Annotated in this window: 18 protein-coding genes; 6 read left to right on the plus strand and 12 right to left on the minus strand. The window is 47.9% G+C overall.

Translation table 11 applies throughout. From position 1 onward, the window contains the following. Positions 1-103: 103 nt before the first annotated feature. From KTO58_RS22175 to KTO58_RS22190, 4 genes are all read right to left on the minus strand, one after another. Positions 104-1,654 carry a RagB/SusD family nutrient uptake outer membrane protein gene (locus tag KTO58_RS22175; protein WP_095837302.1) on the minus strand — a complete coding sequence of 517 codons (1,551 nt, stop codon included), beginning with the start codon at positions 1,652-1,654 and terminating at the stop codon, positions 104-106. A 21-nt stretch (positions 1,655-1,675) separates the two neighbouring features. Further along, on the minus strand, positions 1,676-4,645 hold the full coding sequence (locus tag KTO58_RS22180; RefSeq protein WP_095837301.1) for a SusC/RagA family TonB-linked outer membrane protein: 2,970 nt from the start codon (positions 4,643-4,645) through the stop codon (positions 1,676-1,678). Positions 4,646-5,278: 633 nt separating this feature from the next. Continuing rightward, positions 5,279-5,998, minus strand: coding sequence for an NUDIX hydrolase (locus KTO58_RS22185; protein ID WP_095837300.1), 720 nt, complete (start codon positions 5,996-5,998; stop codon positions 5,279-5,281). Positions 5,999-6,248: 250 nt separating this feature from the next. Next, positions 6,249-7,889 (minus strand): amidohydrolase, encoded by a 1,641-nt coding sequence (locus KTO58_RS22190; protein ID WP_095837299.1) that lies wholly within the window; start codon positions 7,887-7,889, stop codon positions 6,249-6,251. A 102-nt stretch (positions 7,890-7,991) separates the two neighbouring features. Between KTO58_RS22190 and ligA the strand changes: the two genes are divergently transcribed. The 5 genes from ligA (at position 7,992) to KTO58_RS22215 (ending at position 13,566) form a co-directional block, all read left to right on the plus strand. Continuing rightward, a complete protein-coding gene (gene ligA / locus KTO58_RS22195; protein ID WP_095837298.1) occupies positions 7,992-10,097 on the plus strand; it encodes an NAD-dependent DNA ligase LigA in 2,106 nt (701 codons plus the stop codon). Between the two features lie 6 nt (positions 10,098-10,103). Then, positions 10,104-10,544 carry a nucleoside deaminase gene (locus KTO58_RS22200; RefSeq protein ID WP_095837297.1) on the plus strand — a complete coding sequence of 147 codons (441 nt, stop codon included), beginning with the start codon at positions 10,104-10,106 and terminating at the stop codon, positions 10,542-10,544. A gap of 24 nt (positions 10,545-10,568) precedes the next feature. Beyond that, the gene (locus KTO58_RS22205) at positions 10,569-11,153 is read left to right on the plus strand and encodes an LOG family protein (RefSeq protein WP_095837296.1); all 585 of its coding nucleotides are present in this window, start codon (positions 10,569-10,571) and stop codon (positions 11,151-11,153) included. Between the two features lie 64 nt (positions 11,154-11,217). Beyond that, complete coding sequence (locus tag KTO58_RS22210) at positions 11,218-12,525, plus strand: hypothetical protein (RefSeq protein WP_225859873.1); 1,308 nt, start codon at positions 11,218-11,220, stop codon at positions 12,523-12,525. A gap of 54 nt (positions 12,526-12,579) precedes the next feature. Further along, entirely contained in the window at positions 12,580-13,566 is a 987-nt protein-coding gene (locus KTO58_RS22215) for a glycoside hydrolase family 43 protein (protein ID WP_095837293.1), read from the plus strand. Between the two features lie 77 nt (positions 13,567-13,643). Here the strand turns inward: KTO58_RS22215 and KTO58_RS22220 are convergent, their stop codons facing one another. The 3 genes from KTO58_RS22220 to KTO58_RS22230 all read right to left on the minus strand — a co-directional run bounded on the left by KTO58_RS22220 (position 13,644) and on the right by KTO58_RS22230 (position 15,907). Then, a complete protein-coding gene (locus KTO58_RS22220; protein ID WP_095837292.1) occupies positions 13,644-14,579 on the minus strand; it encodes an SPFH domain-containing protein in 936 nt (311 codons plus the stop codon). Positions 14,580-14,811: 232 nt separating this feature from the next. Beyond that, the gene (locus KTO58_RS22225; RefSeq protein WP_095837291.1) at positions 14,812-15,021 is read right to left on the minus strand and encodes a hypothetical protein; all 210 of its coding nucleotides are present in this window, start codon (positions 15,019-15,021) and stop codon (positions 14,812-14,814) included. Positions 15,022-15,202: 181 nt separating this feature from the next. After that, positions 15,203-15,907 (minus strand): LuxR C-terminal-related transcriptional regulator, encoded by a 705-nt coding sequence (locus KTO58_RS22230; RefSeq protein ID WP_095837290.1) that lies wholly within the window; start codon positions 15,905-15,907, stop codon positions 15,203-15,205. A 494-nt stretch (positions 15,908-16,401) separates the two neighbouring features. Between KTO58_RS22230 and KTO58_RS22235 the strand changes: the two genes are divergently transcribed. Continuing rightward, positions 16,402-17,010 carry a superoxide dismutase gene (locus KTO58_RS22235; RefSeq protein ID WP_095837289.1) on the plus strand — a complete coding sequence of 203 codons (609 nt, stop codon included), beginning with the start codon at positions 16,402-16,404 and terminating at the stop codon, positions 17,008-17,010. A 366-nt stretch (positions 17,011-17,376) separates the two neighbouring features. Here the strand turns inward: KTO58_RS22235 and KTO58_RS22240 are convergent, their stop codons facing one another. From KTO58_RS22240 to KTO58_RS22260, 5 genes are all read right to left on the minus strand, one after another. Then, the gene (locus KTO58_RS22240) at positions 17,377-18,165 is read right to left on the minus strand and encodes a 3-keto-disaccharide hydrolase (protein WP_095837288.1); all 789 of its coding nucleotides are present in this window, start codon (positions 18,163-18,165) and stop codon (positions 17,377-17,379) included. A 13-nt stretch (positions 18,166-18,178) separates the two neighbouring features. Continuing rightward, positions 18,179-19,567: a Gfo/Idh/MocA family protein gene (locus tag KTO58_RS22245; protein ID WP_095837287.1), complete on the minus strand. Its 1,389-nt coding sequence runs from the start codon at positions 19,565-19,567 to the stop codon at positions 18,179-18,181. A 176-nt stretch (positions 19,568-19,743) separates the two neighbouring features. Further along, positions 19,744-20,913, minus strand: a complete 1,170-nt coding sequence (locus KTO58_RS22250; RefSeq protein ID WP_095837286.1) for a hypothetical protein — start codon at positions 20,911-20,913, stop codon at positions 19,744-19,746. A 95-nt stretch (positions 20,914-21,008) separates the two neighbouring features. After that, positions 21,009-22,601, minus strand: a complete 1,593-nt coding sequence (locus tag KTO58_RS22255; protein ID WP_095837285.1) for a SusD/RagB family nutrient-binding outer membrane lipoprotein — start codon at positions 22,599-22,601, stop codon at positions 21,009-21,011. A gap of 19 nt (positions 22,602-22,620) precedes the next feature. Then, positions 22,621-26,385 (minus strand): SusC/RagA family TonB-linked outer membrane protein, encoded by a 3,765-nt coding sequence (locus tag KTO58_RS22260; RefSeq protein WP_095837284.1) that lies wholly within the window; start codon positions 26,383-26,385, stop codon positions 22,621-22,623. Positions 26,386-26,422: the final 37 nt, after the last annotated feature.

The raw sequence follows: 26,422 nt of genomic DNA on the forward strand, positions 1-26,422 counted from the left end.
GACATAAAATGGTTAACAAATATTTGGTAGCTATCCCATATTAAAAAAGGCGCCATACGACGCCTTTTTTAATATGTCTTTTACAACCGGTTGCGCCCAGGGGCTATTCCGCATAACCTGGATTCTGCACAAGGCTAGGGTTTTTATCGCGTTGAGCTTTAGGAATAGGAAATAGTGTACGGAAGGCGCCGGACACCTGCTTAGCAGGCTTTCTCGCATCCAGGTATTTCCCAAAACGGATTAGATCCGTTCTACGACATCCTTCCCAGGCCATCTCCCTGGCCCGCTCCTTTAACATATCATCCAGCGTCAGTGCCGCAAAAGGCGCTAATCCCGCCCGGCTACGCAACGATGCACCGCCACCCTGCAAACCGCCATAACTGCGGTTCAGCGTAGCAATAGCATCTCCGGCAGCCCCATTACGCAAAGCAGCCTCTGCTTTGATCAGAATAATATCCCCCAGACGCACGACTACAAAATCATTACTCATATCTCCGGGCGTATCAGGTGTAAACTCATACTTGCGTGAGCGGGCGCCTACTAACCTGAATTTAGGATCTGTACTGGAAATTACCTCAATGTTCGGATCAAATATCAGCGGCAGGTTCACCTGCTTATCACGCAACGGATTACCACTACGGTCATATTGCTGCCCCACCAGGAACATATCTCTGCGCTTATCCTGGCTATCAAATAAATTGTAGAAATCAGCCGGACTGCAGAAACCATTATAGGGCGATGCCCCTAGACCATATGTCTCATTGCTTTGATAATGCAGCGTGAACATCTGTATGTTAAAGCCATTCAACCCTCTTTTAGCATCGTATGGTATCACAAAAATATTCTCCGGTGACTTCTCATTTTCAATCACAAAATTGTCAAAGAAATTATTCGATAACCCGTATATGTTGGCATTGATGATCGAGTCACAGGCTACCATACATTCATTCCACCGGGGAGCACCGGTATACACCTGCGCATTAAGATATAGTTTGGCCAACAGTGCAAACCCAAACCACTTCGTCACCTTGCCGTAAGAACTTTTATCAACAGTCCTGTTTAAATAAGGCAGGCTCGTTTTTAACTCATGCTCGATAAAGGCAAACACCTCTGCTCTTGGTCTGTTTTTCAACGATGCCGGATCAGCATTAAAATCAGTAACAACAGGTACATTACCAAACAGATCCAGCGCCTGGTAATAATAAAATGCTCTCAGCGTGTTCAACTCCGCAAATACCTTAGTGGTATCCAGTCCCGCAGGGATAGGCTTCAGGTTACTGACAGTATATTTGATCAGATTGATACGGGCAATACCACTGTAAATAAACTCCCAGGCACCATTCATAAATCCCAGGTTGGAAGTCCAGGTATGTAACCAAAGTTGCTGCCACTGACCATTGTCGTACCAGTCACTACCACGGGTAGGGACAATGATTTCATCGGAGGTCACCTCCTGCAAACTGAATATATCTCCGTTAGCAAAACCACGTAGGGATATATAAGCAGGTGCCAGACCGGCTTCCACTTGTTCCGGCGTATTCCAGAAAGTGGTCGTCTGATTGTATACTTTAGAGTCCAGTTTGGTACAGCCATAAATGGTCACCAACAGGAAACAAATACTTATTAGCAGTTTCAATGTCTGATTGTGTTTCATGATTAGAGGGCTTACCGGCTGTTAAAAATTCACGTTCACTCCAAATGAGAAAGATCGGGTCTTCGGATAGTAGTTACGATCAATGTATCGCTTGTTACCATCCACTTTTACTTCAGGATCTATCCCTGGATACTTGGTGATCACAAACAGATTGTTCGATGCCACATAAATACGGAAGGAGTTGATACCTTTTATTGCATTAGCCTTGAAGTTATATCCCAGCGTCAAGTTTTCCATTCTGAGATAAGAAGCATTTCGCAGCCAATAGTCAGAGGGTTGCGGCTGCTCCTTAAATCCATTACTAAGCGCATCTTTGGTAACATTGTTCCCCGGCAAACGGGTAACACTCTCCAGGTTCAGTAAGGTGTTGGTGAATATCTTCGCACCACTTACGCCTCGCAGGAAGAAACTGAGATCAAACTGTTTAAAGGAGAAGTTACTGGTAAAACCATATGTGAACTTAGGCGTAGGGTCAATGTAAATGCGGTCATCATCTGTCGGGCTGGTAGTAGTCCCCACCCGCTTACCATCCTGGTAGTCGGTGAATAGCTGCTTACCGTTTGCATCCAATCCTTCAAAATGATGCAGCCAGAATACGCCCGCAGGTTGTCCTACGATCAACCGGGTTACGTAAGCATTCGAAAGCCCACGCCCATCTGCAAATCCATAGTTACGCGCTGTAATAGACAAGTCAGCACCCTGGAATTTACCGGATAGGTTAGTGATCTTGTTACGCAGGGAAGCCACGTTAAGTGAAGCATTCCAGGTAAAGTTTTTACTCCTGATAATGTCACCGTTCAATGTTACCTCAATCCCCTTATTCGTTGCATTAGCCGCATTCGCGATCACACGGTTCGTCAGGAAAGGCGGTTGCGGCAGGTCGTATTGGAACAGCAGGTCTTTCGTCCTGTCGTTAAACACATCCACCGTACCATTCAACCGGCTGTTAAACAAGGAAAAGTCTAAACCAATGTTAAACGATTGTCGTACCTCCCATTTCAGATCGGGGTTATTCAACTGGGTGATACCATAACCGTTCGACACATTACCATTGTTGTAATATGCTCCTACATTTCCATACAACAGCTGATAAGGATACTGGCCGATATCTTCCTGGTTACCCGTAGTACCGTAGTTGATACGGAACTTCAGGTCATTGACCACCGTCACTTTCTTCATAAATTCTTCTCCGCTTATACGCCAGGCTACCGCCGCAGAGGGGAAATTACCCCAACGATGATTGCTGCCAAAGCGGGAAGAACCGTCTCTGCGGAAGTTGAAAGTCACGAGATATTTATCCGCATAGTTGTACACCACACGTCCTAAAAAGGATATCAACAGGTTCTCATCCTTAAAAGAAGCAATGTCATTCGGCTGGATATCCGTATTCAACCCCAGGTTATTATTCAGGAGATCCGGCAGCAGGAAACCTCTCGCACCTGCCTGAAATCCCTGGTTCACATACTTATTATATTCATACACACCCGTAATATCGATGTTATGTTTGCCGAAAGTCCGCTTAAGGTTAGCGTGCACATCAAAGGTGGTAAATACCTTATCGAAGTTGATCTTCGACGCATATGACTTGTTATTTTTCTCCGGGATACGTGGTTCAAAATAGTCTTCCAACTCATTGGTACGGGAGTTGGCAAGCAACGTACCTAGCGTAAGCCCCTGTGCCACCTGATAATCTATTTTAGCAGAACCCTGGGTAAAGTTCTCCCGTTTCTTATGATAGATTTGGTTCAGCCTGGCTACCGGGTTCTCCAGCTCAAAGTCTATCAGCTGAAAATAGGAGCCGTCGGAATTCCTGACAGGATATACAGGAAGATAGTTATAGGTGAGGTTAAAGATAGTACTACCATCTTCTTTTGCGAAGTCGCGCTGATCCGGCAGCAGATCACGTTTGGTCAGGCTGGTGTTCAGCTGGTAGTTGATGGTAAGCCGGTCGTTCAGCGCCTTCTGATTCACGTTGATACGGCCTGTCAGCAGTTCTTTACCCGTATTCCTCACTACACCGTCTTGCTTGAGATAGTTAAAGGAAGCACGGTAGTTCAGCTTATCAGAGCCGCCACTTACAGATAGGTTATGGGAGTGAGACACCGCATCCCGGGTAATCTCTTTCTGCCAGTCTGTGTTGGCGCCTTTATCAGCTGCGTTACTCAAACCCAGATCCGATACCGCTTTCCGCCATTCATCCGCACTTAGCATTTTCAACCGGTTGGATACACGCTCCACCGCTGCAAAAGCGCTGTATTCCAAAGAAGCCTTACCGCTACGGCCACGCTTGGTGGTAATAATGATAACACCATTGGCACCACGTGCACCATAGATCGCAGCAGAAGATGCATCCCTTAATATGTCATAAGATTCAATATCTCCAGGTGCAACAGAGTTGATACCTCGGTTAAAATCATCCATGGCAACACCATCTATCACCAGCAGCGGCGGTTGTCCCTGCAGAGAAGTAGATCCTCTTAAACGCACCGTCATACTGGAGTTCGGATCAGCACCGGGCTGCACAATAACCAAACCTGCTACCTTACCCTGCACCTGCTGCAACGGGTTAGCGATAACACCGGTATTGAATTCCTTCGTACTGATCTTGGTTACAGCACCGGTCACATCTTTCTTACGCTGTGTACCATAACCAACCACCACTACTTCCTCCAGTGCTTTACCATTCTTCAACGTTACATTGAAAACGGTTTCATTACCGATAGCAATCTCTTTGTTATCATAACCAACAAAAGAGAATACTAACGTAGAGGCATTGTTGTTAATGTTTAATTTAAATGTACCATCCGGAGCAGTGATAGTACCTGTGTTGGTGCCTTTTACCATTACGGTTACCCCTGGTAACAGATCTCCGGATTGGTCATCGCTAACCTTTCCCGAGATTACTTTCCCTTGCGCCAGACTTTGCTGTGCAAGGGAAAGTAACATAATAGAACACCAGGCAAGAATGCTTAGTAAACTTTGGGATTTCATGACGTGGAATTATAATAAGCTATAATGAACAGGAGCCATTGTCCTGTATTAATTCTGGAATTGCCAACAATTGTTCTATAGTGAGACTCTTCAGCAGCACATTAGCTTCCTATAGGAACTATTTGTTAGTTATTGTAGACGGATTTTTTTTGATCTTGGTTGAAATAGTTTGGTCTTCATGTCACTTGGGTCACCACATCATTCTGCATGTAAATGTATGCGTAACTTCTACACAATCTTAATTAAAATATTTTGTTAAAAAAAACTTTTCTACTGGTTTTTCACAAAACATATCGCCCCGCAAACTGCACGCACAGCAAGATGCAGCACAGCACTACATTCCCTGGCTCAACTATTATCCGTACACTTTTACGCCAAAAAAACATAGCAATAGCGGGTCAAAAAAATATCAACATGATAATTCCTGCACACCCCTTTAGCATGGCGCAACACAATTCTCTCAATTTTTTCGGCAAAACATCACTATTCTTAATGTCGATCGATGGAAATACTGTTTTTAAGACACCAAACAGCTGATCTGAGCTAATTACACACGCGGCACTTGTACTTAATTAACATTGCTGAATTATTGTTCTCTGAAGGGGTCACTATAAAGTAAAGAGAGTGGTCACACTAGAAATCGATGCCTAAATATCCTTTTCTCCTGGGGTCAAACTTCTCTGCATTGAACTCATATAATCTCGCAGGACGATGTGGCACATCTTCCTCCTCTTCATTTAAGTCCGTCAACAATCCCGTAGACAGAAACTTCTTCCGGAAGTTCCGGCGGTCCAGCTTTACATCCAATATCGATTCATAAAGACACTGCAACTCCCGTAGAGAGAACTTACGTGGTAGCAGGTTGAATACAATAGGATGCTCAATTACCTTGCGTTGTAATCGCTCGTAACATACATCGAGGATCTCCTTGTGGTCAAATGCCAACTGCTGGATATCCTTCACCGAATGCCAATGCAGATCATAATCCCCTCCCTGTATGTCATAATGCTCAATATTGACCAGCGAATAGTACGCGATCGTGACGACTCTCCCCGCCGGATGACGCCTTACCCGACCAAACGACTGTACCTGCTCCATATACAGGTTCTCCAGCCCCGTCCTGTCCTTGAGTACCCGGTAGGCCGCTACATCCAGCTCTTCGTCCGGATGGACAATATTGCCCACCAACGACCATTTACCTTTGAATTCCTCCAGGTCAGACTTGATCAGCAGTACTTTCAACTCGCTGTTGTCAAAACCGAAAATGACACAATCCACAGAGATGGCGATCTTAAAATAATCCCTGATCTCGGAAAAATGCTTGTTAATGTTTTTGCTCTGCGTTGATAACATAGTCGTGGAATAATAACCGATACACAAACGTCAGCAAGTAACCGGCTTTACAAAACGCAATACCCGACAGATGGTTCGCTCCTCTGAGTTTTCATAGCGGCTAGATTAGATTTTGGTTGTCGCAAATAACAGGGTGAAATGTGGTCCGTATTATGCTGCTGTTCTGGTGATAAGTTCCCTATTACTTCATGTTGTTAACACAACAAAAAGTTAGGATATTTTAAAGAATAAACATGGAACTTTCACAAAATTATTTTCCTGCTCCACGCTCATAAACAGCCTTCCCACCACTATAAGTAGCCACCACCCGCGTTTTCAGCACTTTATCATATGGTATTACCAACAGGTCCTGATCCAGGACTACAAAGTCCGCATACTTTCCTTTCTCCAAACTCCCCTTCTCATGCTCCTCAAATCCAGCCTTGGCCGCCCATATCGTCATCCCCCGCAACGCATCCTGCCGGCTTAATGCATTCTCCGGCTGAAACCCTCCCTGCGGATACCCCGAAGCATCCATACGGGCAGTCGCCGCCAGAAAAGTCTTCAACGGATTAATATCCTCTACCGGAAAATCAGTCCCCAACGGTATCCATCCATTCTGCTGCAATAACTGCTGATAAGCATAGGCCTCCTTCACACGTACCGGCCCCAGCCGCTCAGCAGCCCAATACATATCAGAGGTCGCATGGGTAGGCTGCACAGATGGAACAATGTTGTAATTACCAAAGAGCGCAAAGTCAGCACTATCCACCACCTGCGCATGCTCTATACGCCATCTCCGGTCATTCTTCCCTTTCAACACTTTCGCGTATATACGCAATATCTCCCGGTTCGCAGAATCGCCTATAGCATGTGTACACATCTGAAAACCAGTATTCACCAGCTTTTCCGCACGTTCCTCAAAATAAGCCTTATCCTTCAGCAGGAAACCTACCCAACCCGGACGGTCCGTATATGCATGTATCAAACATGCTCCACGCGACCCTAAGGCTCCGTCAGCATAACATTTAAAACCACCTACATTAAGATGAGCCGTTTTATAAGGCCCCCGCTTCAAATAACGGTCATAGTTCACTGGTACATCCGAAAGCATCACATAAATACGCATCTTCAACTTACCCGCCTGCTGCAGACTGTCAATCACCGATACATCATTGTACATCAATCCGCAATCCGTCACAGAGGTCAATCCTGCCGCAAAACAATTACGCTCCGCTGCCAGCAACGCCTCCGATTGTTGCTGTACATCAGGAGCAGGCAGCTTCTCCAGCAATAGCCGCACCGCATTATCCACCAATATACCGGTCAGTTTCCCCTGCCGCATCTCTATCTCGCCGCCTGCTACCTGCTGCCCGGGCTGTATACCCGCCAGCTGCAACGCCGCCTGGTTGGCAATAGCCGCATGACCATCCACTCTCCCCAACGCTACCGGCCGGTCAGGAAATAAACTGTCCAATGCCGCCTTATCCGGAAATACCTTATCCTGCCAATCATTCTGATCCCATCCCCTCCCAACGATCCATCCCCTAGGATGCGCAGCGGCAAATGTTTTCACCTTATCCAATACCGCCTCCCAACTCTTCGTCCCTTCCAGCGCCACCTGCTGCGAGGCATAACCATAACCCTGGAAATGCGCGTGCGCATCAATAAAGCCGGGATACACAAAAGCCCCTTGCACATCCTTCACCTCCTTCGCATCATACCGGGCCAATATATCCTCCGAACTGCCCGTCGCCAATATCTTACCGTCTTTCACAGCCATAGCACTAACTTTGCCAAAGGCCGAATCAACCGTATAAATAGTCGCATGATGTATGATAAGGTCCGCCTGCTGACGGGTATTACAGGCAAATAAAGCTCCTAGTAACAGGATGCCGGATATTGATTTCATAGTGTGTTGTTTATTTTGGTTGACATACGCCGTAAAAAAATACACCTGGTAAACCGGTGCGTTGGCGATAAAGATTAAATTTACGCACAGTTTTGATTAATTATGTATACAAAGGAAATAGAAATCACCCTCGCGCAGCTGGCAAAAGACCTGCTGGCAAAATTACAGCAGGACCAGTTATTACAGGATAACAACGCCACCATGGAAGCCCTGCGCCGCGTGATCACCTATAATGACTGGAGATATTACGTACAGAGCGATCCGGTACTCAGCGATTATGAATACGATCAGCTGTTCGCCTGGCTCAAAAAACTGGAGGTAGAAAACCCTCACCTCGTCAGCCCCGACTCCCCTACTCAACGGGTCGCACTGGGCCTTACCAAAAACTTCCCCACCGTACAACATCTCGTGCCAATGCTCAGCCTCGAGAACTCCTACGATGCCGACGACCTCAACGACTGGGATCGTAAAAATCGCGAGATCAGTGCCCTCTCCGAGATCGAATACTGTATCGAACCTAAATTCGATGGCGCCAGCATCTCCCTGATCTATGAAAATGATCAATTGGTACGGGGCGCCACCCGCGGTGATGGCGTAGCCGGCGACGACATCACCACCAATATCAAACAGATACGATCCATCCCCCTGTCTGCCAACTTCTCCTCCTTCGGCATACATACCATCGAAATAAGAGGCGAAGTGCTGATCAATAAAAATACCTTCAAAGCATTCAACGAACAGCGTGCCGCCGACAACCTCCCGCCACTGGCAAATCCCCGCAACGCCGCCTCCGGCTCCCTCCGCATGGTAGATCCCCGCGAAGTAGCCAAACGAGGCCTCGAAGCATTCCTCTATCATATGAGCTATCATACCATGGAGCCGGGAACGACAGCACCCAAAGAAATAAAAACCCATAGCAATACACTCGACCTCCTCTCCAACCTAGGCTTCCGCAGCCCCGCCAAAGAAAAGAAGGTCCTCAAAGGCATACAGGCCGTCATCGACTATTGCAACGCATTCGAAACCGAACGCGATAACCTGCCCTACGAAATAGATGGCATGGTCATCAAAGTCAATGACTACGAACTGCAAGATAAAATGGGCATGACCACCCACCACCCCAGGTGGGCTATGGCCTACAAATTCAGAGCCCGCCAGGCTACCAGCAAACTACGCAAAGTAGAATTCCAGGTAGGCCGCACCGGCTCCATCACACCGGTAGCCAAGATAGACCCCGTTCCCATCGGCGGCGTAACCGTAGGCTCCATCTCCCTCTTCAATGAAGACGTAGTACGCGAAAAAGATCTCATGATCGGCGATACCGTCCTCGTAGAAAGAGCCGGCGACGTAATCCCCTACATCGTTAAGTCGATCGCCGACCTACGCGATGGCGCCGAAGCACCCATCGTATTCCCGACACATTGCCCCGTTTGTAAAGACCCCCTCTACAAACCCGAAGGAGAAAGCGTATGGCGCTGCGTCAACATCAACTGTGAAGCACAAGTCGTAGAACGCATCATCCACTTCGTCAGCAAAGATGCCATGGATATCCGCAGCTTCGGCGAAAGCAACGTGCGCAAGTTCTACCAGCTTGGCCTGCTCAAAGACATACCGGGCATCTATGAACTGGACTTCAGCAAACTCGAACAACTGGAGGGCTTTGGCAAAAAATCACTGTCCAATCTGCAATCCGCTATCGAACAATCCAAAACACAACCCCTCCACCGCCTCATATTCGGACTGGGCATTAGATACGTAGGCGAGACCACCGCCAAAACATTGGCCAACTCCGTCTCCCACCTGCTAGAACTTAAAGACCGCTCCGAAGAAGCCATCCTCGCACTCGAAGATATCGGCCCTAAAGTAGCCGGCTCCATCCGCCAGTTCTTCAGCATCCATGATAACATCCATATGCTCGAAAAACTGGAACAACTGGGTATCAGCCTGACCAATACCAAAGGATCCCTCAGCGCCGAAGGCACCCTCAGCGGACAAACATTCCTCTTCACCGGCACCCTTCATAAACTCAAACGTAGCGATGCCGAAGAAATGGTTGAACAGCAGGGTGGCAAAATCCTCAGCGGCGTCAGCAGCAAACTCAATTACCTCATCGTTGGCGATGATGCCGGCAGCAAACTGGAAAAAGCCAAAAAAATCAATACCATTAAGATCCTGACAGAAGATGAGTTCCTTAAACTCATTCAATAATAAGGCATGACAGATGAACACTACATGCAGCAGGCCCTCCGGGAAGCCCGCCTCGCATTCGACAAAGGAGAAGTACCCATAGGCGCTATAGTCGTACAAAGCGGACAAATCATCGGCAGAGGCCACAACCAGGTCGAACTGCTCAATGACTGTACCGCCCATGCTGAAATGTTAGCACTCACAGCAGCTTTCAATACACTTGGCAGCAAATACCTGATGGAAGCAACCCTCTACGTCACACTGGAACCTTGCCTCATGTGCGCCGGCGCACTCTATTGGAGCAAAATAGGCCGTATCGTATACGCCGCAGCAGACGAAAAGAACAGCTATCGCCGCAGCACCGGCGACAACTCCCCCTTCCATCCAAAAACCAAACTGGAAAAAGGCCCTTGTGAAGAACAAAGCCTGCAACTCGTGAAGACCTTCTTCACCCAACGCAGGAAATAGCTCAACGTAAAATGTGACGTAAATATGAAAAGCATTACCGTATTCTGTGGCTCCAGCTCAGGCAACGACAGGATATATGAAGAACAAGCCTACCTCTTAGGCAAAACACTGGCTACACAAAATATCATTGTAGTATACGGTGGCGCCCGAGTAGGCCTCATGGGCGCCGTCGCCAACGGCGCACTCGAAGCTGGCGGAAAAGTGATCGGCGTACTGCCACACTTCCTCGGCAGCAAAGAGATCGCTCATACCGGCCTCACACAACTCATCATGGTAGATACCATGCATGAACGTAAAACCAAAATGCACGAACTCTCCGATGGCGTCATCGCACTCCCCGGCGGATTCGGCACCATGGAAGAATTTTTCGAAATGCTCACTTGGGCCCAGCTGGGACTACATAAATACCCGGTAGCATTACTCAATATCAATGGCTTCTACGATGGCCTCCTGCAACTCACAGACAACATGACGCAGGCCGGCCTCCTCAAACCCATCAACCGCGACATGATGCTGTCTGCAGACAATATCCCCGTATTACTTGCCTTGATGGAAGCCTATAAAGCTCCCAATGTCCCCAAGTGGATATCCTCCGAAGAAAAAACCTGATCTCATCACCACCCGGTCGTTCATCCGCCAATGTACGACCGGGACTATATGCAATCTGTAGCCAATGGCGCAACAACATTTTTCCTTTCCCATCATCAATATGCCGCTCGTATGGTCCTCCGTAGCGATCATACCCCTGCTCATACTGGGCTCCGCAGTACTCTCCGTCGAAGTTGAGATCAACGTAGGCTGGATCATAGGCTTCGCCATCACCCTACTGCTGGCCTTTACCGTACTCCTCCTACGCTACGGATTCCTGAAAGAAGAGATCACCCTCGATCAACACTATATCACCTCCGCCCGCTATGGCGACATCCCCTTGGAAGATATCAAAAAAGCATATTCACCCTGGGCCTATTCCAAACCTTCCCTGAAGCTCAAACTCAACAACAGCCGCTCCGTCGCCTGGTACCTCAACAGCTCCAACCGCGGCCTGCTAGCCAACACCAAAGAAGACCTGGACACCTTCTGGAGCTTCCTCACCGCCTTGGAAAAACACATGGCCAAACTGGATAACAAAAAAATACCCTCCCCACAAAAAGTAACAACAAAAAAACAAACCACTCCCACCCCCGTCTCCGGACAACTCAAAGACATTACCGCCAAAGGTGGCAAAATCACCTGGGCAGTACCTCTGGGCTTTATATTAGCCGTCCTCTTCATGATCAGGGCCTGCGGCCCCAAATGGTTCGGTAGCCAGCCCGATATCGGAAAACTTAAACGTAGCTCCGAATACATGTTCAATTACTACCGGCAGGAAATGCAGGACTCCCTCCGGGAACGCATGAAAACAGAAGGAGAACTCTTCCTGTATACGAACGACACGGCCGCTACCCTCCGGCTCCTGCCACGCATAAATACCGACAATCCGCTCAATATCGAGCTGTTTCAATATTCACAGGCCAACGCCGACATGCGGAAATTCCTGGATAGTCCCCGCTCAGCACCATTATATCCCTACCTCATCACCGTCGACTCCGCCGTCATCCGGCTGCATAAAGGCATCACCGCCTACTCAGATAGCAGCGACCAGCAACTGCTACTATGCGCCTACGATCCGGAACAACGCATCAAAGTATCCCGCCTCACCGACGATACCACCACCATGCCCTTCCGCGTCAACTGGAGCATCCCCCTGCACGATACCACTCAATTAAACACCGCCTTTGCCAAAAGCTTCCCGGGTATTAATATCCTGCTGGCCCAGGCACGGCTACGACCCTCCTTCCATATCTATATGGTCGGCCAGGCTCGCCACAACATCAGCAAAGAAAGATTTCAAACCGCCATATACGAACTGAACCGTCTGCTCCATAAATCTCAAGTAGATTCCAATACCTTCCATTGGAAAACAGAGAACCGCCAGCCATAAAACTTTCTCATCTTCTCTTGTGAGAATTTCTATTTTAGTGCAAATGATTTTATGATGAAGAAGTATGTTTTGTCTGGGCTTTGTTCCATCATCATGTATGCCTCCGCAGCCGCGCAAGCACCGGCTCCAAAGAAGACGTCCGGCAACCCCGTGTTCCCGGGTTGGTACGCCGATCCCGAAGGCATCGTCTTTGGCAAACAGTATTGGATATTTCCTACTTACTCCGCACGGTACGAAGAGCAGGTATTCTTCGACGCCTTCTCTTCCAAAGACCTCGTAAACTGGAAAAAACACAAACACATATTGGATACCCAACACGTATCCTGGGCTAAAATAGCCATGTGGGCGCCCGCCGTCGTAGAGAAAGATAAACGTTACTACCTCTTCTTCGGCGCCAACGACATACACAATCCTAAAAAAGAGGTCGGCGGTATAGGTGTAGCCGTAAGTGATAAACCACAAGGTCCCTATAAAGACTACCTGGGCAAACCCCTCATCGGCGAAATCTACAATGGCGCACAACCCATCGATCAGTTTGTATTTAAAGATAAAGATGGACAGTACTATATCATCTACGGCGGATGGGGACATTGCAACATCGCCCGGCTCAAACCCGATTTTACCGGCCTGCTCCCCTTCCCCGATGGTACCACCTACAAAGAGATCACACCGGAAAAATATGTAGAAGGGCCTTTTATGTTCATCCGCAACGGCAAATACTATTTCATGTGGTCAGAAGGCGGATGGGGCAGCCCCGACTACAGCGTCTCTTATGCCATCGCCGATTCCCCCATGGGCCCCTTCAAACGGCTGGATAAAATCCTGCAGCAGGACCCAGAGGTAGCTACCAGCGCCGGCCACCACTCCGTGATACAAGTACCTGGGAAAGACAAATGGTATATCGTCTATCACAGACGCCCCCTGGGCGATACACATCGCGACCACCGCGCCACCTGCATCGACGAAATGCACTTCGACAACAATGGCAGAATACTACCGGTGAAGATGACCAAAGACGGCGTACAAGCACAACCGTTATGATAACAACCGTATATAAAAAAAGTAAAGGCCTCATGATCGCTTACATCATGAGGCCCTTTGTTATAATAACATAGCAATTATCTGCCCTTCTGCGGCTCCATCAGCTTGTTCATACCCATCATCTGATGCATGGTGTGCTCCATCCCCTCAGAAGAACCGTCCAGGAAGATCACATTCCCCTTGGAGTTCTCAGAGAAATGTTTGATCGCTTCCGTCCACATGGAAAACAGGATAACAGAGGTATCCAGGTTAGCCTGCTGCATCTCCTTGGCAGCCATAGTCATACCCTTAGCGACCTCTTCACGGAACAATGCCACCCCTTGTCCACGCAGTTGCGCAGCTTGCCGCTCCGCTTCCGCCGCAATCTTGATCGCGTTACCATCCGCTTCCGCCGCTTTCGTCTTCGTAATCAGTAATGCCTGCCCTTCATTCTCTGCCGCAGCCTTCAGGTTATTAGACGATACCACCTGCGCCATCGACTTCATAATCACATCATCAAAAGTAATATCATTCATCTGCAGATCCTGCAAATGATACCCCCAGTCCTCCAGCGTCTTGTCAATCTGCTCCTTCACATGCTCCGTAATATCGCGCCTTAATCCTAATACCTCCGCTTGGCGCTTGGTAGCCACAAAACCTCGGATAGATCCCTCGATCGTACGCACCAGCGCCTGCATGAAACTACGCTCATCCATAAACTTGAACGCCACATTTTTGATCGTCTCCTCCTGCTGGTTCCATACAGAATACAACAGCATCGCCTTAAAATATACATTGGCCTGGTCGATCGTAATCGCCTGAAATTCTAACTCTACCGACCGGTTCTGGATCGATACCCGCTTGAACACCTTTTCTATCAACGGCACCTTCCAGTTCAACCCCGGCGAAAGTATCCGGTTATACTTTCCGAAAATAGTGGTCACAGCAATCGTACCTTGCTGTACCGTAACAAAACTGGTCAGTATGACCAGCAATACCAGCAACAGGCCGGCCATCATAAATACATTCAACATAGGGAATAATGTTTGTGGTGTCTACGACAAAACTTTTCTACAGGCACTCGTCGAATCGGGGCCATGACAACATAAATATAATAAAAATTAATACTGGTGAAGCATTTGAAGAAAGACTACACACCAGCACACCGTACAGAAGGACACCGTCAATAAGATTTGGGGTAAAAGACAAACAATGGACGAAAAGGCTGAGCTTAAAAATACAACGAATGAAAAATACAATAACTTTTCAGACCCTTTGCTTGCTTCTGAAATATATAAAAGCGTCGTCTAGTTCTATTTGTTTTAATTGGTAAGCCAAACGCGTCCTGAGATCTTCTGTCTCCTCTTTAATCTTACTGTATTGAAGTTTTAACGTTTGGTACCGTGTTACGATCTCTTCTGCTGTCGCAGTATCGTCCAGTTGTAGGATAATAAATGCTCTTTCGTCGGTTATCATAGTGATAGGGGTATTACATCTAAAAATCTTTCCCTTGGTTAATAAAAAAACTATAAAATTCAGTCTTTGATTGTGTGCACTAAATTAGTAGACTTTAAAAAGCGGGCAAATACCCAACCTTGGGTATTTTTGATAAAAAATGGTCAAAATCAGACACTTTTGAAAATTGCTGGGGGGCAATCTATTGATAACCAACCTTCCGGGCCAGGGCAATCAGCTCAGTAGTGTTCCTTACCTTGAGCTTTAACCGGATGTTCTTACGATGGGTCTCTACAGTATAACGGCTAAGGTTAAGCGTTTGTGCAATCTCTTTGTTATTCAGCCCCTTTACCGCCAATTCCAGTACATCCTTCTCCCGGGCCGTCAATTTATTAAGTAAATTCTCATTCTGCCGGCGTAACACCTCCCGCATCGCCTCCGCCAGCTGCTCGTTCGTATCGATAGCTACCGAAAGATCCAGGAAAGCACAGATCACCTCCCGTACCCCACCATACTCATCCCGCGTAAAGGGAACCGCCAACCCCACCAGCCATCGCCAGTCATCCTGACCCCGCTTCCGGATACGGGTCACCCCGCCAAATAAATTCTTGTTGTCCTTAAATGACTGCTGCGCAATCGCCGCCAACTCAAAATCATCAGGATGCATGATCTCCCGGAAAAAACCCATCCCCATATCAGCCATTTCCTCCAGGCTAAACCCGGTCGCTTCTTCCATCCCCTGGTTACACCAGTTGACCGTCTTTTGGGCATTATCTGAGGTATACAACATAGCCGGCACATGATGCAGGATGTCTTCCAGTCGTTGAATGCGTGTCCTTAATTGCTCATTTTGCTCTATTAAGGCATTGAGGGATTGGTGCCGCTCCATATCCGAATCTGTCTGCATACATTAAGTTTTAAACAAACAATAGTGAACAATCCATACACGCACAGTAAATCAGCTCCGCCAGTTCCTTGAGAAGATACAACAGGCATACACGCCCTTACTTACGAAAAAAACCTACCAAAGGGTTGCTCGACCCTGGTAAAAGACATACGCTTGTACCCTATTCCCCTTTTAGTTGTGATAACGTATATACGTAAATATAAAATAAAATCCAATATGTACAACGTCTCCCCGACAGGCAGGCCAGGGGTCACAAACACAGGAAACCGACCTACACCCCGATGAGGCAAAAACTACCCTCCTCACCGTCAATACCCTAAAGTCTCCTTCCCTAAAAGCCACAGTACTATACCGTGAAGGTACATAAAACCCGGCATCAGCGCAGCATAATAGCGCCTCCTCCACGCCCGCGTTTGATATTTAATAGATTAGGCGTTAAATTTGATGGCCTATAAAAAGGAACATTATTATTTAATCCATAAAAAAAATAAGTTATGGCATTTACACTTCCGAGCTTACCTTATGCTACTGACGCACTGGAGCCACACTTCGATAAAACCACTATGGAAATCCACCATGGTAAACATCACCAGGCTTACGTAGACAACCTCAACAAAGCGGTAGCCGGTACCGAAAACGAAAATAAATCCCTCGAAGAACTGGTTGCCCAAGCCGGTAAAATCAGCCCCGCCGTTAGAAACAATGGCGGCGGTCACTGGAACCACAGCTTCTTCTGGCAAATATTAGCCCCCAACGCTGGTGGCACCCCCTCCGGCAAACTGGCAGATGCCATCAACAGCGCTTTCGGCTCCTTCGAAGCATTCCAGGAAAAATTCGCCGCAGCCGGCGCTACCCGCTTCGGCTCCGGATGGGCATGGCTCATCGTAAAAGATGGCAAACTGGAAGTAACCTCCACTCCCAACCAAGACAACCCCCTCATGGATGTAGCCGAAGTAAAAGGCACCCCCATCCTCGGCGTTGACGTATGGGAACACGCTTACTACCTCAAATACCAAAACCGCCGCCCGGAATACCTCAAAGCTTTCTGGAACGTGGTAAACTGGAACGAAGTATCCAAACACTTCGAAGCAGCTGGCAAATAATAACCATCGATACCCTCCACAGGGTACCGATCATAACAAAAAAGGCTGATCCGCAGATCAGCCTTTTTTATACCCCCTCACTAGATAACATACCCCAATCTCTCCTATAGCTCTCCTGTATCATTCCTATAGCATTCGTATAACCATTGTATAAGCTAGGCATATAGTTGCATATACAATGCTTATACAACGCTTATACAACCTATATGCAACAAGTATGCAACTTACTGTCTGTCAATAACATATCATTCCCCTTACTGCTTATCATGATCCCCCCTTTTTCTTGTCCACCAAATAAAACAGGCCGGCCATTGGCCAGCCTGTCCGTTATTTCCAGCTGTAGAAAGGATGTCTTACCCCAACGACCTACAACTGCTTTAATTTCACATTCTTAAACCAGATCTCACTGCCGTGATCCTGCACACAGATATGCCCCTTCTGCTTAGCGCCATATCCCTTCGCATCCTTCCACTTACCTTCCTGCTTGTGCTTCTTCCAGGCATCGCTGTTCATATCATATTCCGCTACCTTCTCCCCGTTCAGCCAGTGCTCCACATGCCCCTTATTCACAATAATACGGGTATGGTTCCACTCACCCACTGGCTTGGCTGCCAGCTTCAACGGAGGATCCATCGCATAGTTAGCACCCGTCTTCTGCCAGTTCTCCAACTTCTCTGGGAAATTTTCATCATCTATCAGCTGGTACTCAGGGCCACTCAGGTAAGACGCATCGTACTCCTCATTCACCATATACAGGATACCACTGTTCCCCTTCGGCGCTATCTTCCAATCCGTCGCAAACTCAAAATTCTCGTATTCATCTGTAGTGATCAGGTCCCCGCGTTTATCGCTTTTGTCAGTCTCACTACCCAGACAGTGTAAAGTACCGTTATCTACCGTCCAGCTATTGGATGGCTTATTCTTGTACATACGCCAGCCATCCAGGTTCTGCCCGTTAAAGAGCAACTTCCACCCTTCCGCTTTCTCCGCGTCCGTCAGCGTGTTCGCAGCACTGGTGTCCGTAGGCACGACCGTTCCGGCAGTATCTACAGTAACCGCCGCCGAATCCTTGCCGGTTTCCGTACCCGCACCGCCCCCACAAGCCGCTACAGCCATGGTCATCACAGACAGCGCAGGAATGATTAGTTTCTTCATGATGTTACTGTTTTTATTTGTTCACTTGTTTCAGATTCTTGGGATCCCAATGTATGATCTTGTTATTGAAATAACTATCATTACACAGCAAAGCAGGTGCCGCTGCACGATAACCAAACAGCGCATCCTCACTTACCTTACCGCCAGTACGCATCGCGTTAAACAGGTTGTAGAAGTGATCAAAGTGCGCTCCCTTATACCCCTTATCAGCCACATACTCCAGCTTATCAGGCGGCAACATGCTCTTACGGTCGTATACATATTGTTTGCCATTCTCCTGTCCGGCTTTCGTCTGTAATAACGGATCATCTTCCGCCTCATATATCTTGTTCTTATACAACGTCACCTTATCCCACTCGACCGTCATAGACCCTTCACTTCCCACCATACGCAGATAGTTAGTACCGCCCGTACCATCCACAAAGTTCACCCGCAGCGAAAGGTTGAAAGCAGGATGTATGTCCGTCTCCGGATAATCAAACATACCCAGCATGATATCAGGTACCTCACGTCCGTCTTTCCAGTAACGCAACCCACCCGTAGCCATGATCTTGTCCGGCCCGATAGAACCCGTCACAAAATGAAGGCTCGAAAACAGGTGCACAAAAAGATCGCCGGAAACACCGGTACCATAATCCTTATAATTACGCCAGCGGAAAAAACGTAATGGATCAAAACTACGCTTTGGAGCATTCTTCAGGTAAGCATCCCAATCCACCGTCTTGGTAGATGCATCTGCCGGAATAGGATACTGCCAGGCGCCAAATGGAGACATACGTGCCCAGAAACCTTCTGCGTAGTTGAGCTTACCAATAGCACCTTCTTTCAAAAGCTGCTTCGCCTTCTCATTACCCAGCGAACTCATACCCTGGCTACCCACCTGGTATACGATCTTGCTGTTACGTTGCTGCGCCTCTACTACAGCCGGCCCCTCCGTTACATCATGCACCATCGGCTTCTCACAATACACGGACTTACCTTTGTTCATCGCCGCCACAGAGATCTCCTTATGCCAGAAATCAGGCGTAGCAATGATCACCGCATCTATGTCCTTACGCTCCAGTATCTCCCGGTAATCCCTGGTTGTATAAATATCATTACCCCATTTTTTCTTTGCATCTGCAAGACGACCATCATACAGGTCACAGGCAGCTACGATCTTCGCACCAGGTACCGTCATCGCCGTATTGGCATCCGCAGTACCCATCCCCCCTGCACCTATCAGGGCTACCTGGATCTGGTCATTGGGACCGTACTTTTCGTTTGCCCGTGATAGTGACTGGATGTTTCGCTGCTTGTCTGCTGCTGTAATGATGTTTGGCAGAAGCGTTGCGCCCACCACACCTTTAGCAAGTTTACTGATAAAGCCCCTGCGGGAGCTTTCATTAGGATTTAATGGCATGCTTTTTCTTTTTTCTATTTAACAGATCATGTTGGAGGATGGTTAATTTAAAATTAATATTCTGAAAATCATAATTATTTAGACAAACGGAATATTAACCGGATATAGACAAAAAGGCCGCCGCTCAATAAAAGCGACGGCCGTGTTCATTGTTCTATGTAATCAGCTATATTGATCTATCGCTTGCCAATGATCGAAATGCCTACCTGCCTCGGCTTTTGCGAAGTAGACGCACTTACACCGGGAGGATTTGTCCACGCCGTTTCATACCCCTTGCTCATATCTAGCTTGAGCGTATGGGTCCCTTTCTTCAGCGTCCCGCTCAGCGCCACCATACGTGGAGTCACCTCCGCTCCCTGGCAATAGTTGCGGGTAGGATAATTCCATAGTTCATAGGTAGACGCAGTCACCGATGGGTTCCGGTTAGCATAATAGCTATTCGGTGTACAGGTCATCCGGGTAGAAAAGTTATAAGTACTCGCATTGTCAATCGTAAGTACATTCTCCGTAAAGCCACCTTCGTCGTATGTAGAATTGATCCTGATTACCGGATTGGTAATGTCTGCCTCCAGTACAAAACTTTGCGTAATAGTACTAGTAATCGTTGGCCAGCCGGAAGGACCAGGCATGTTACTATAAATACGTTTTACATAGTTATATAGCCACGTCGTATTATCCGTACTGCCGTCGCTGTAAAGATCCACATCCATTTTATAGGTAGCCTTGCCATCCGGCGTCGCTGGCTGCCCCATCGTTGATACGATCCAAACAGTAGAATCCGGATCACGTAACGCACTGGCAAAAGGACTGATATCTATTTCGTAAGGCGTCGGAGATGTATTGGCAGTCACCGGCCCCCATCCTATAGACAGGTAAGGCAGGATATAAATAGACATCAATACCCGCTTGTCATAATAGATACTCTTCAGGCTCGCAGCGGTAATACTACCTATGGTGTCGGTCGCCTTCGTCTTCACATAATAGAAATGCCCGAAAGGCTCCGTTTGCGCATACTGTGGATATACTTTTAGCTTCAGTCGCACATTATTACCTAACCCCCGCTTCTCCGCAGCTGTCAACATATGTGCATACGCGCCTAGGTCATAAGCATCATCGATCATCAAAGTTTTACTGTTAGTATTCGCACTCTGCCCCTTCGGATAGTAAAGCACCCCCTTCTCCAGACTGACCGTCTGGGCAGTATTCACGGCTTCTGTAGATACTTTCTTTTGAATGGCGGATTCCGCAGCGTCCGTCGTTGCCAGGTCTTTTCTACAACCTGCTAACAACCCGGCCGCAAGCGCAACGGAAACCATCCAGGATAATAAGGTCTTCTCTTTTTTCATACGCTAAGATTTGTGGTTAATAATGAAAAAATGAGCATCGTTGTGAGTCCCTCCCTTATATGTGCCTTAGCTAAAGCCTACATGGTAGTCCTCTGTTATTTCATCCACCAGATCTTTTTGCCGATATCATCTCCTCCCATCTTACTGACTTGCGCATTATAATACTCGGTATTATCCAATCGCTCACTGGCAGGATAGTTCAGCCGGCTGAAACTCATATCCACAGGAGCATCCGTAGGGGTCATACCGCCCGTCCGCCGCAGCAGATAAAAAGCCTCATTAGGCTGCCAGAACAACGACAGCCAGTATTGACGGTAAATGGCGCGCAACTGCTGATCATCCCCTGTAGGAAACGCCACTTGCGGATGGCGTAAAAAAGCATCCAGTTTGGTAGCATCCGGCGCCACCGGCCGGTTATTCCACACTTCCACCTTCGCTACCACCTTATACCAAAAGCTGACAGACTCCCGTATACCTTGCAAATAAGCCTGCCCGGCCTTATTCACATCCTTGCCTACTCCCATCCCCCGCTGATAAGCTTCTGCCTTCAGAAAGTTCACTTCCGCCGTAGAGATCGCAATGTCTGGCAACGCTTTCACATCCATGATCAGGTCATAATTCACGGCGGAGAAATCAGACTTGATCCGGTTGTTACGATCACCGTTATAAGGGTCCCCATTGTCAACAGGCGCTCCCGTACCAGGTGCCTGCGGATAAGGCTTCCATTGGCCTTGCTTATTCGTCTCGAAAAATACCGGCACCCGTGGATCAAAGATCCCGCTGCCATCAGTCGCATTAGAAGAAGACACACACTTCCAGATATTGGTACCCATCCTTACACCATTACTCCCCGCCGCCGCAAAAGATACCTGTGGCCGGTCCCCGGCCAATCGCAGGAACTGTACATCCTCACCCTCCGCAGGCAATGGCTGGTTGTTATCCAACACCTCCTTGATGATAGCCCCGCCAGTCGCTGCGTCCTTTTCATATATGCGTGCTGCATACCTTAATCGTAAGGCATTGGAAAATTTCTGCCACAGCAACATCTTGTTGCCAAATAATACATCCGCTGCATCCAGCGTATAATAAAGCGAGCCCGATGGCGTACGCGCCGTAGGGTCCGTCACAATATGATCCGATGCCCACTTCAGATCCGTCAACACCGTTTTGTAAACACCGGTCGCATCGTCAAATGCCGGCCGCAGTACCTGCTGAGTACCCGTAAAATATGCATAGCCAGCCCTGGTATATGGAATGTCACCAAATACATCTACCGCCTCCAGCGTCTTCATCGCACTGATCACCTTCAACATCGCCTGCACATTCACCAGCGATGCCTTATCACCAGCATAATTGTTCAACAGGTCCTCCAGCTTCCGCTGATGCGCCAACATCGTATAATAACTGGTCCAGTTACTGGTATTACTGCCTAATATAGGATCTACACCCAGTTTCTTCGACGTTGCCGTCAGCTGACTGTAAGGAAAATAAAGCTCGTTATAAAGTAAGGTCAGGTTCTTGTGTAGCGTAAAACTCGACTCCGATACCACCTTGTTGAAAAGGCCCGGAATACTAGGCGTCTCCACTTCCTGCGGATTCTTGTTCATCTCCACCAGGTCTTTATTACAGGAGATCGTCATCGGCAACAACAACGACACGAATAGTATGGATTGTTTGATCTGTTTCATAATAGTTGATGGTTTGATCTTACAGTGATAATCTTACTCCTAGTGCAAAAGAACGCATGTTGGGATAACCGCCCCACTCAAAACCTTGCGCATTGCCCGCACTGATACTACCTTCCGGGTTGATATTATCCGGGAGGTTCTTGTAGATGTAGAACAAGTCCCTGCCCGTTACATACACACTCAAACCTTGTATCACCTTCCAGCGCTGTACCACTTTAGAAGGCACCTGGTAAGAAATAGATACCTCCCGCAACTTCACCCAGCTGTTATCAAAAATGGCTGGCTTGTGCAGGAAACCATATTCCTTATTCACCTCCGCACCCGTGACAGGGTCCTTCTCTTTGATACTCCAGTTACCCCAACCCGAACCGATGTTACCCATATACTTCCAGAGATAATGCACCACCTTGTCATTCACTTTGCCGTCCCGGGTCACACCGTCCAGTATCACACCCACATTGCGGGTCACCCCGTCGGCATCTGTATATGGCAATCCGCCGCCATTACGCTCTGCCAGCGTAGTCGGGCTCTGCCCGGAAAACACACCGTAGGCATAAGAACCGGCGAAAATGTCACCACCCCACTTGAAATCTGTCAGTACAGACAACGTAATGCCCCTATAACTGATCGTATTCGTCCATCCACCGGTCAGCTTCGGATTGGCATTACCAATAGGTACCTTCTCCGCCGTAGTCAGGTAACGGGTACCATCGTCACTCACTAGCTTCCGGCCACTGGCATCATACTGGTAATCATAACCATAAATAGTACCGTACGTATCTCCCTCTTTCACATTGATAGAAGGACCATAACGCCCCCACAGATCACCCAGGCTCAGGTATTGCACCTTCGGATCTAATGCCACCACCCTCGTTTTGTTGTTCGACAGCCTCAACCCTGAATTCCAGGACACTTCCTTCCGGTCCAGTATCTTCGCATCAAGGATCACCTCCAGTCCCGTATTCTGCAACACACCAGAGTTGAATAAGAACTGCCCCGCGCCAGAAGACAAAGGCAGGTTACTGGTCAGCAGCTGGTTATAAGACCGGTTGCGGTAATAAGCCATATCCAGGTTTAACCTTCCATCCAGGAACCCTAATTGTACACCCGCTTCCATCCCGCGGGTCGTCTCATTCTTCAAGTTACTGGCAGGCACGATCACCGGCAACGACAACACCAACTGATTAGCAGAAGTACCCACACCGTAAGTAGGTGTTACCTTATAAGGGTCCGCATCCCTGGCAGCATTCGAATAGGCCAGCCGCAGCTTACCAAAACTGAGCCCTTTCATCCCCTTCAGACTTTCCAGCTCCGTAAATACCCAACTCAAAGTGGCAGAAGGATACAGATAAGAATTAGCTCCTTTAGGCAAAGTAGAAGCCCAGTCATTACGGGCACTCAACTGCAGGAACAACATATCCCGGTATGACAGATCCAGCAATCCCATCAATGAATTCAGCTTCTTGTTGTAAAGCCCATATCCCAGGTTGGTAATATCGGCCAGCTCCAACGCATTCTTGTCTTTTACATTGTTCAATGCATACACCCACGGCGCACTCCAGTTATTGTTGCCCGTAGAGGCGTTGAAGTTATTGATCTTACGCTGCCAGGTAGAACCGCCTACTGACAGGCGTACATTAAAGTCCGGCAATATATTCTCCTTATGTGCCGTCACCAGGAACTCATGATTCTGCACAAATAGTTTATTCTCATTGATGCCATATTTCCCATCAGTGATCCCATTGATGCTGGTAGGCTTATTCTTATACTCCAGCAGGTCAAACTGGCGGTCTATCCCCAAACGGCCCATCACATTCAACCACGAAGTAGCTTCATAGTTCAGCGTGATAGTACCGAATATCTTATCCCGCCCCAGGAACGTGTTGTTGTTATAAGTATTCCACCAGAAATTACCCGGACTACCCGCCGTACCGATATAGTCAGCATAGGAAGTATACTTACCCATATTCGGGTAGTTATTGAAGGCATTCTTGCTACCATCCGGATTTTCATAGGTATCGCGCTCTATAGGCCGCCACTCCCTCGGATAACCATATAAGGACTGATACCCCCAGGAATTAGCATCCGAACCCAGCGTAGGCGAGTTCTTACGGTCGTATCGCAGGTAGTTCATCGCCACATCCGCTTTCAGCCGGCTAGATATTTTCAGACTGGCGCCAATATTCACAGACGTCTGGCTGAAGTTACTATTAGGTACCACCGCATCATTATCCATTCTCCCCAACGACACCCGGAAACTGCCGAAATCTCCGGCATTGCTGAAGGAGACATTATGTTTGATGGTAGTACCCGTCTTAAAGAACAAACTCACATTGTCCGGCTGCGGAGAAAAAGACCGTACCTGTCCATCCCACCAGCGTACCGGCGAACCATCCAACCGGGGTCCCCAGGAAAGACCAGAATAATACCAGCTGAAGTTCTCCCAGGTAGCCCGTTTACCAAGCGAAGTAGCAGTATTGCCATCTCCCGTATGCGACTGCCCCCAGAACTTCGGCAACACATTTTCACCGTCACTGTTTTTCAGCAACCGTGGCTCCACATCCCCCCAGGCAGGTCCGCCCATCCCAAATTCATTCTGCACATCGCGAAACATGTTAGCTTTCGTCAGCTTAAACTCACCGGCATATTCAATACCCAATCCCTTCTTATTACGTCCCTTTTTCGTCGTGATCATGATCACCCCATTGGCACCGCGTGCACCATACAATGCCGCCGCTGTCGGCCCTTTCAATACATCTATGCTTTCTATATCATTAGGGTCAATGTTATTGATAGCAGATCCCCAGTCCTTACCAGACTCTATACTGTTGGATATCCCTCCGTCATTTTCAAACTGCAAACCGTCGATAACGATCAATGGCTCATTATTCCCCTTGATACTCGTATTACCTCGTATAGTGATACGCGTTTTGCCTCCCTCTACACCGCCCGGCTGCACAACGTTTACACCCGCCATCTTACCACTCAGCGCATTCACAATGTTAGGAGCCGCTGCCTGTGCAATCTCCACACCTGTCACTTTCTCCGTGGAATAGCCTACTTCCTTTTTCTGTCTTTTGATACCTAATGCCGTCACCACCACCTCGTTGATCTTCCTGGTATCTTCCTGCAGCTGCACGTCAATGGTCTGACGCCCCGATACCCGCTCTTCCTGTTGCAGATAACCGACAAACGAATATATCAGCATCGCATCCCGTGATATATTAGAGAGCGTATAGTACCCTTCTCCATTGGTCACAGCACCCGCATTGCTGCCTTTCACTTTTACCGTTACCCCTGGCAATGGTTCATTACGGGCCGTAGTAATACGCCCCTTGATCGTCATATTACCAACACCTGCAGGCACCGTATCTGTTGCCATCAGCGGTGTCAACATAGGTCCCGCCGCAGAGGCAGGCAACTGCTCCGGCTCCGGCACACTTACCGCAATCGTCTTGTTGACCTGCGTAAACTTTAAATGTACCTGTTGACCAATAGCATCTAATAACTCGGTCAACTTCCTTTTCTGACTGACCAATCGTATCCGGCGACCGGTATCAATATCCTCCTTGTTATAGGAAAATTGCATACCCGTCACCACCGTGATCTGCCGGAATGCTTCCAGCACAGATGCATTCGTAAATCCTAGTGTTAGCGTGGGATTATTACCCTGTTCCCATTGTACCTCATCACCGGCAAATGCTGAACGGTAAGACAATAGCATACAACATAAAAGCCATAGGTAATAGTGCTTCCTGCATAGTGGAATTAAAGCTGATAACATGGACTGATTTTTAATGAGTAATGAAGCGACAGAAATT

Source organism: Chitinophaga pendula (genome assembly GCF_020386615.1).
GTDB classification, from domain to species: Bacteria; Bacteroidota; Bacteroidia; order Chitinophagales; family Chitinophagaceae; genus Chitinophaga; species Chitinophaga pendula.

Coding starts and splice junctions, on each gene's coding strand:
- KTO58_RS22210 (WP_225859873.1), top strand. CDS start 11,218: ATGGCGCAACAACATTTTTCCTTTCCCATCATCAATATGCCGCTCGTA.
- KTO58_RS22205 (WP_095837296.1), top strand. CDS start 10,569: ATGAAAAGCATTACCGTATTCTGTGGCTCCAGCTCAGGCAACGACAGG.
- KTO58_RS22215 (WP_095837293.1), top strand. CDS start 12,580: ATGAAGAAGTATGTTTTGTCTGGGCTTTGTTCCATCATCATGTATGCC.
- KTO58_RS22175 (WP_095837302.1), bottom strand. CDS start 1,654: ATGAAACACAATCAGACATTGAAACTGCTAATAAGTATTTGTTTCCTG.
- KTO58_RS22235 (WP_095837289.1), top strand. CDS start 16,402: ATGGCATTTACACTTCCGAGCTTACCTTATGCTACTGACGCACTGGAG.
- KTO58_RS22200 (WP_095837297.1), top strand. CDS start 10,104: ATGACAGATGAACACTACATGCAGCAGGCCCTCCGGGAAGCCCGCCTC.
- KTO58_RS22190 (WP_095837299.1), bottom strand. CDS start 7,889: ATGAAATCAATATCCGGCATCCTGTTACTAGGAGCTTTATTTGCCTGT.
- KTO58_RS22255 (WP_095837285.1), bottom strand. CDS start 22,601: ATGAAACAGATCAAACAATCCATACTATTCGTGTCGTTGTTGTTGCCG.
- KTO58_RS22240 (WP_095837288.1), bottom strand. CDS start 18,165: ATGAAGAAACTAATCATTCCTGCGCTGTCTGTGATGACCATGGCTGTA.
- KTO58_RS22245 (WP_095837287.1), bottom strand. CDS start 19,567: ATGCCATTAAATCCTAATGAAAGCTCCCGCAGGGGCTTTATCAGTAAA.
- KTO58_RS22250 (WP_095837286.1), bottom strand. CDS start 20,913: ATGAAAAAAGAGAAGACCTTATTATCCTGGATGGTTTCCGTTGCGCTT.
- KTO58_RS22220 (WP_095837292.1), bottom strand. CDS start 14,579: ATGTTGAATGTATTTATGATGGCCGGCCTGTTGCTGGTATTGCTGGTC.
- KTO58_RS22260 (WP_095837284.1), bottom strand. CDS start 26,385: ATGTTATCAGCTTTAATTCCACTATGCAGGAAGCACTATTACCTATGG.
- KTO58_RS22180 (WP_095837301.1), bottom strand. CDS start 4,645: ATGAAATCCCAAAGTTTACTAAGCATTCTTGCCTGGTGTTCTATTATG.
- ligA (WP_095837298.1), top strand. CDS start 7,992: ATGTATACAAAGGAAATAGAAATCACCCTCGCGCAGCTGGCAAAAGAC.
- KTO58_RS22230 (WP_095837290.1), bottom strand. CDS start 15,907: ATGCAGACAGATTCGGATATGGAGCGGCACCAATCCCTCAATGCCTTA.
- KTO58_RS22225 (WP_095837291.1), bottom strand. CDS start 15,021: ATGATAACCGACGAAAGAGCATTTATTATCCTACAACTGGACGATACT.
- KTO58_RS22185 (WP_095837300.1), bottom strand. CDS start 5,998: ATGTTATCAACGCAGAGCAAAAACATTAACAAGCATTTTTCCGAGATC.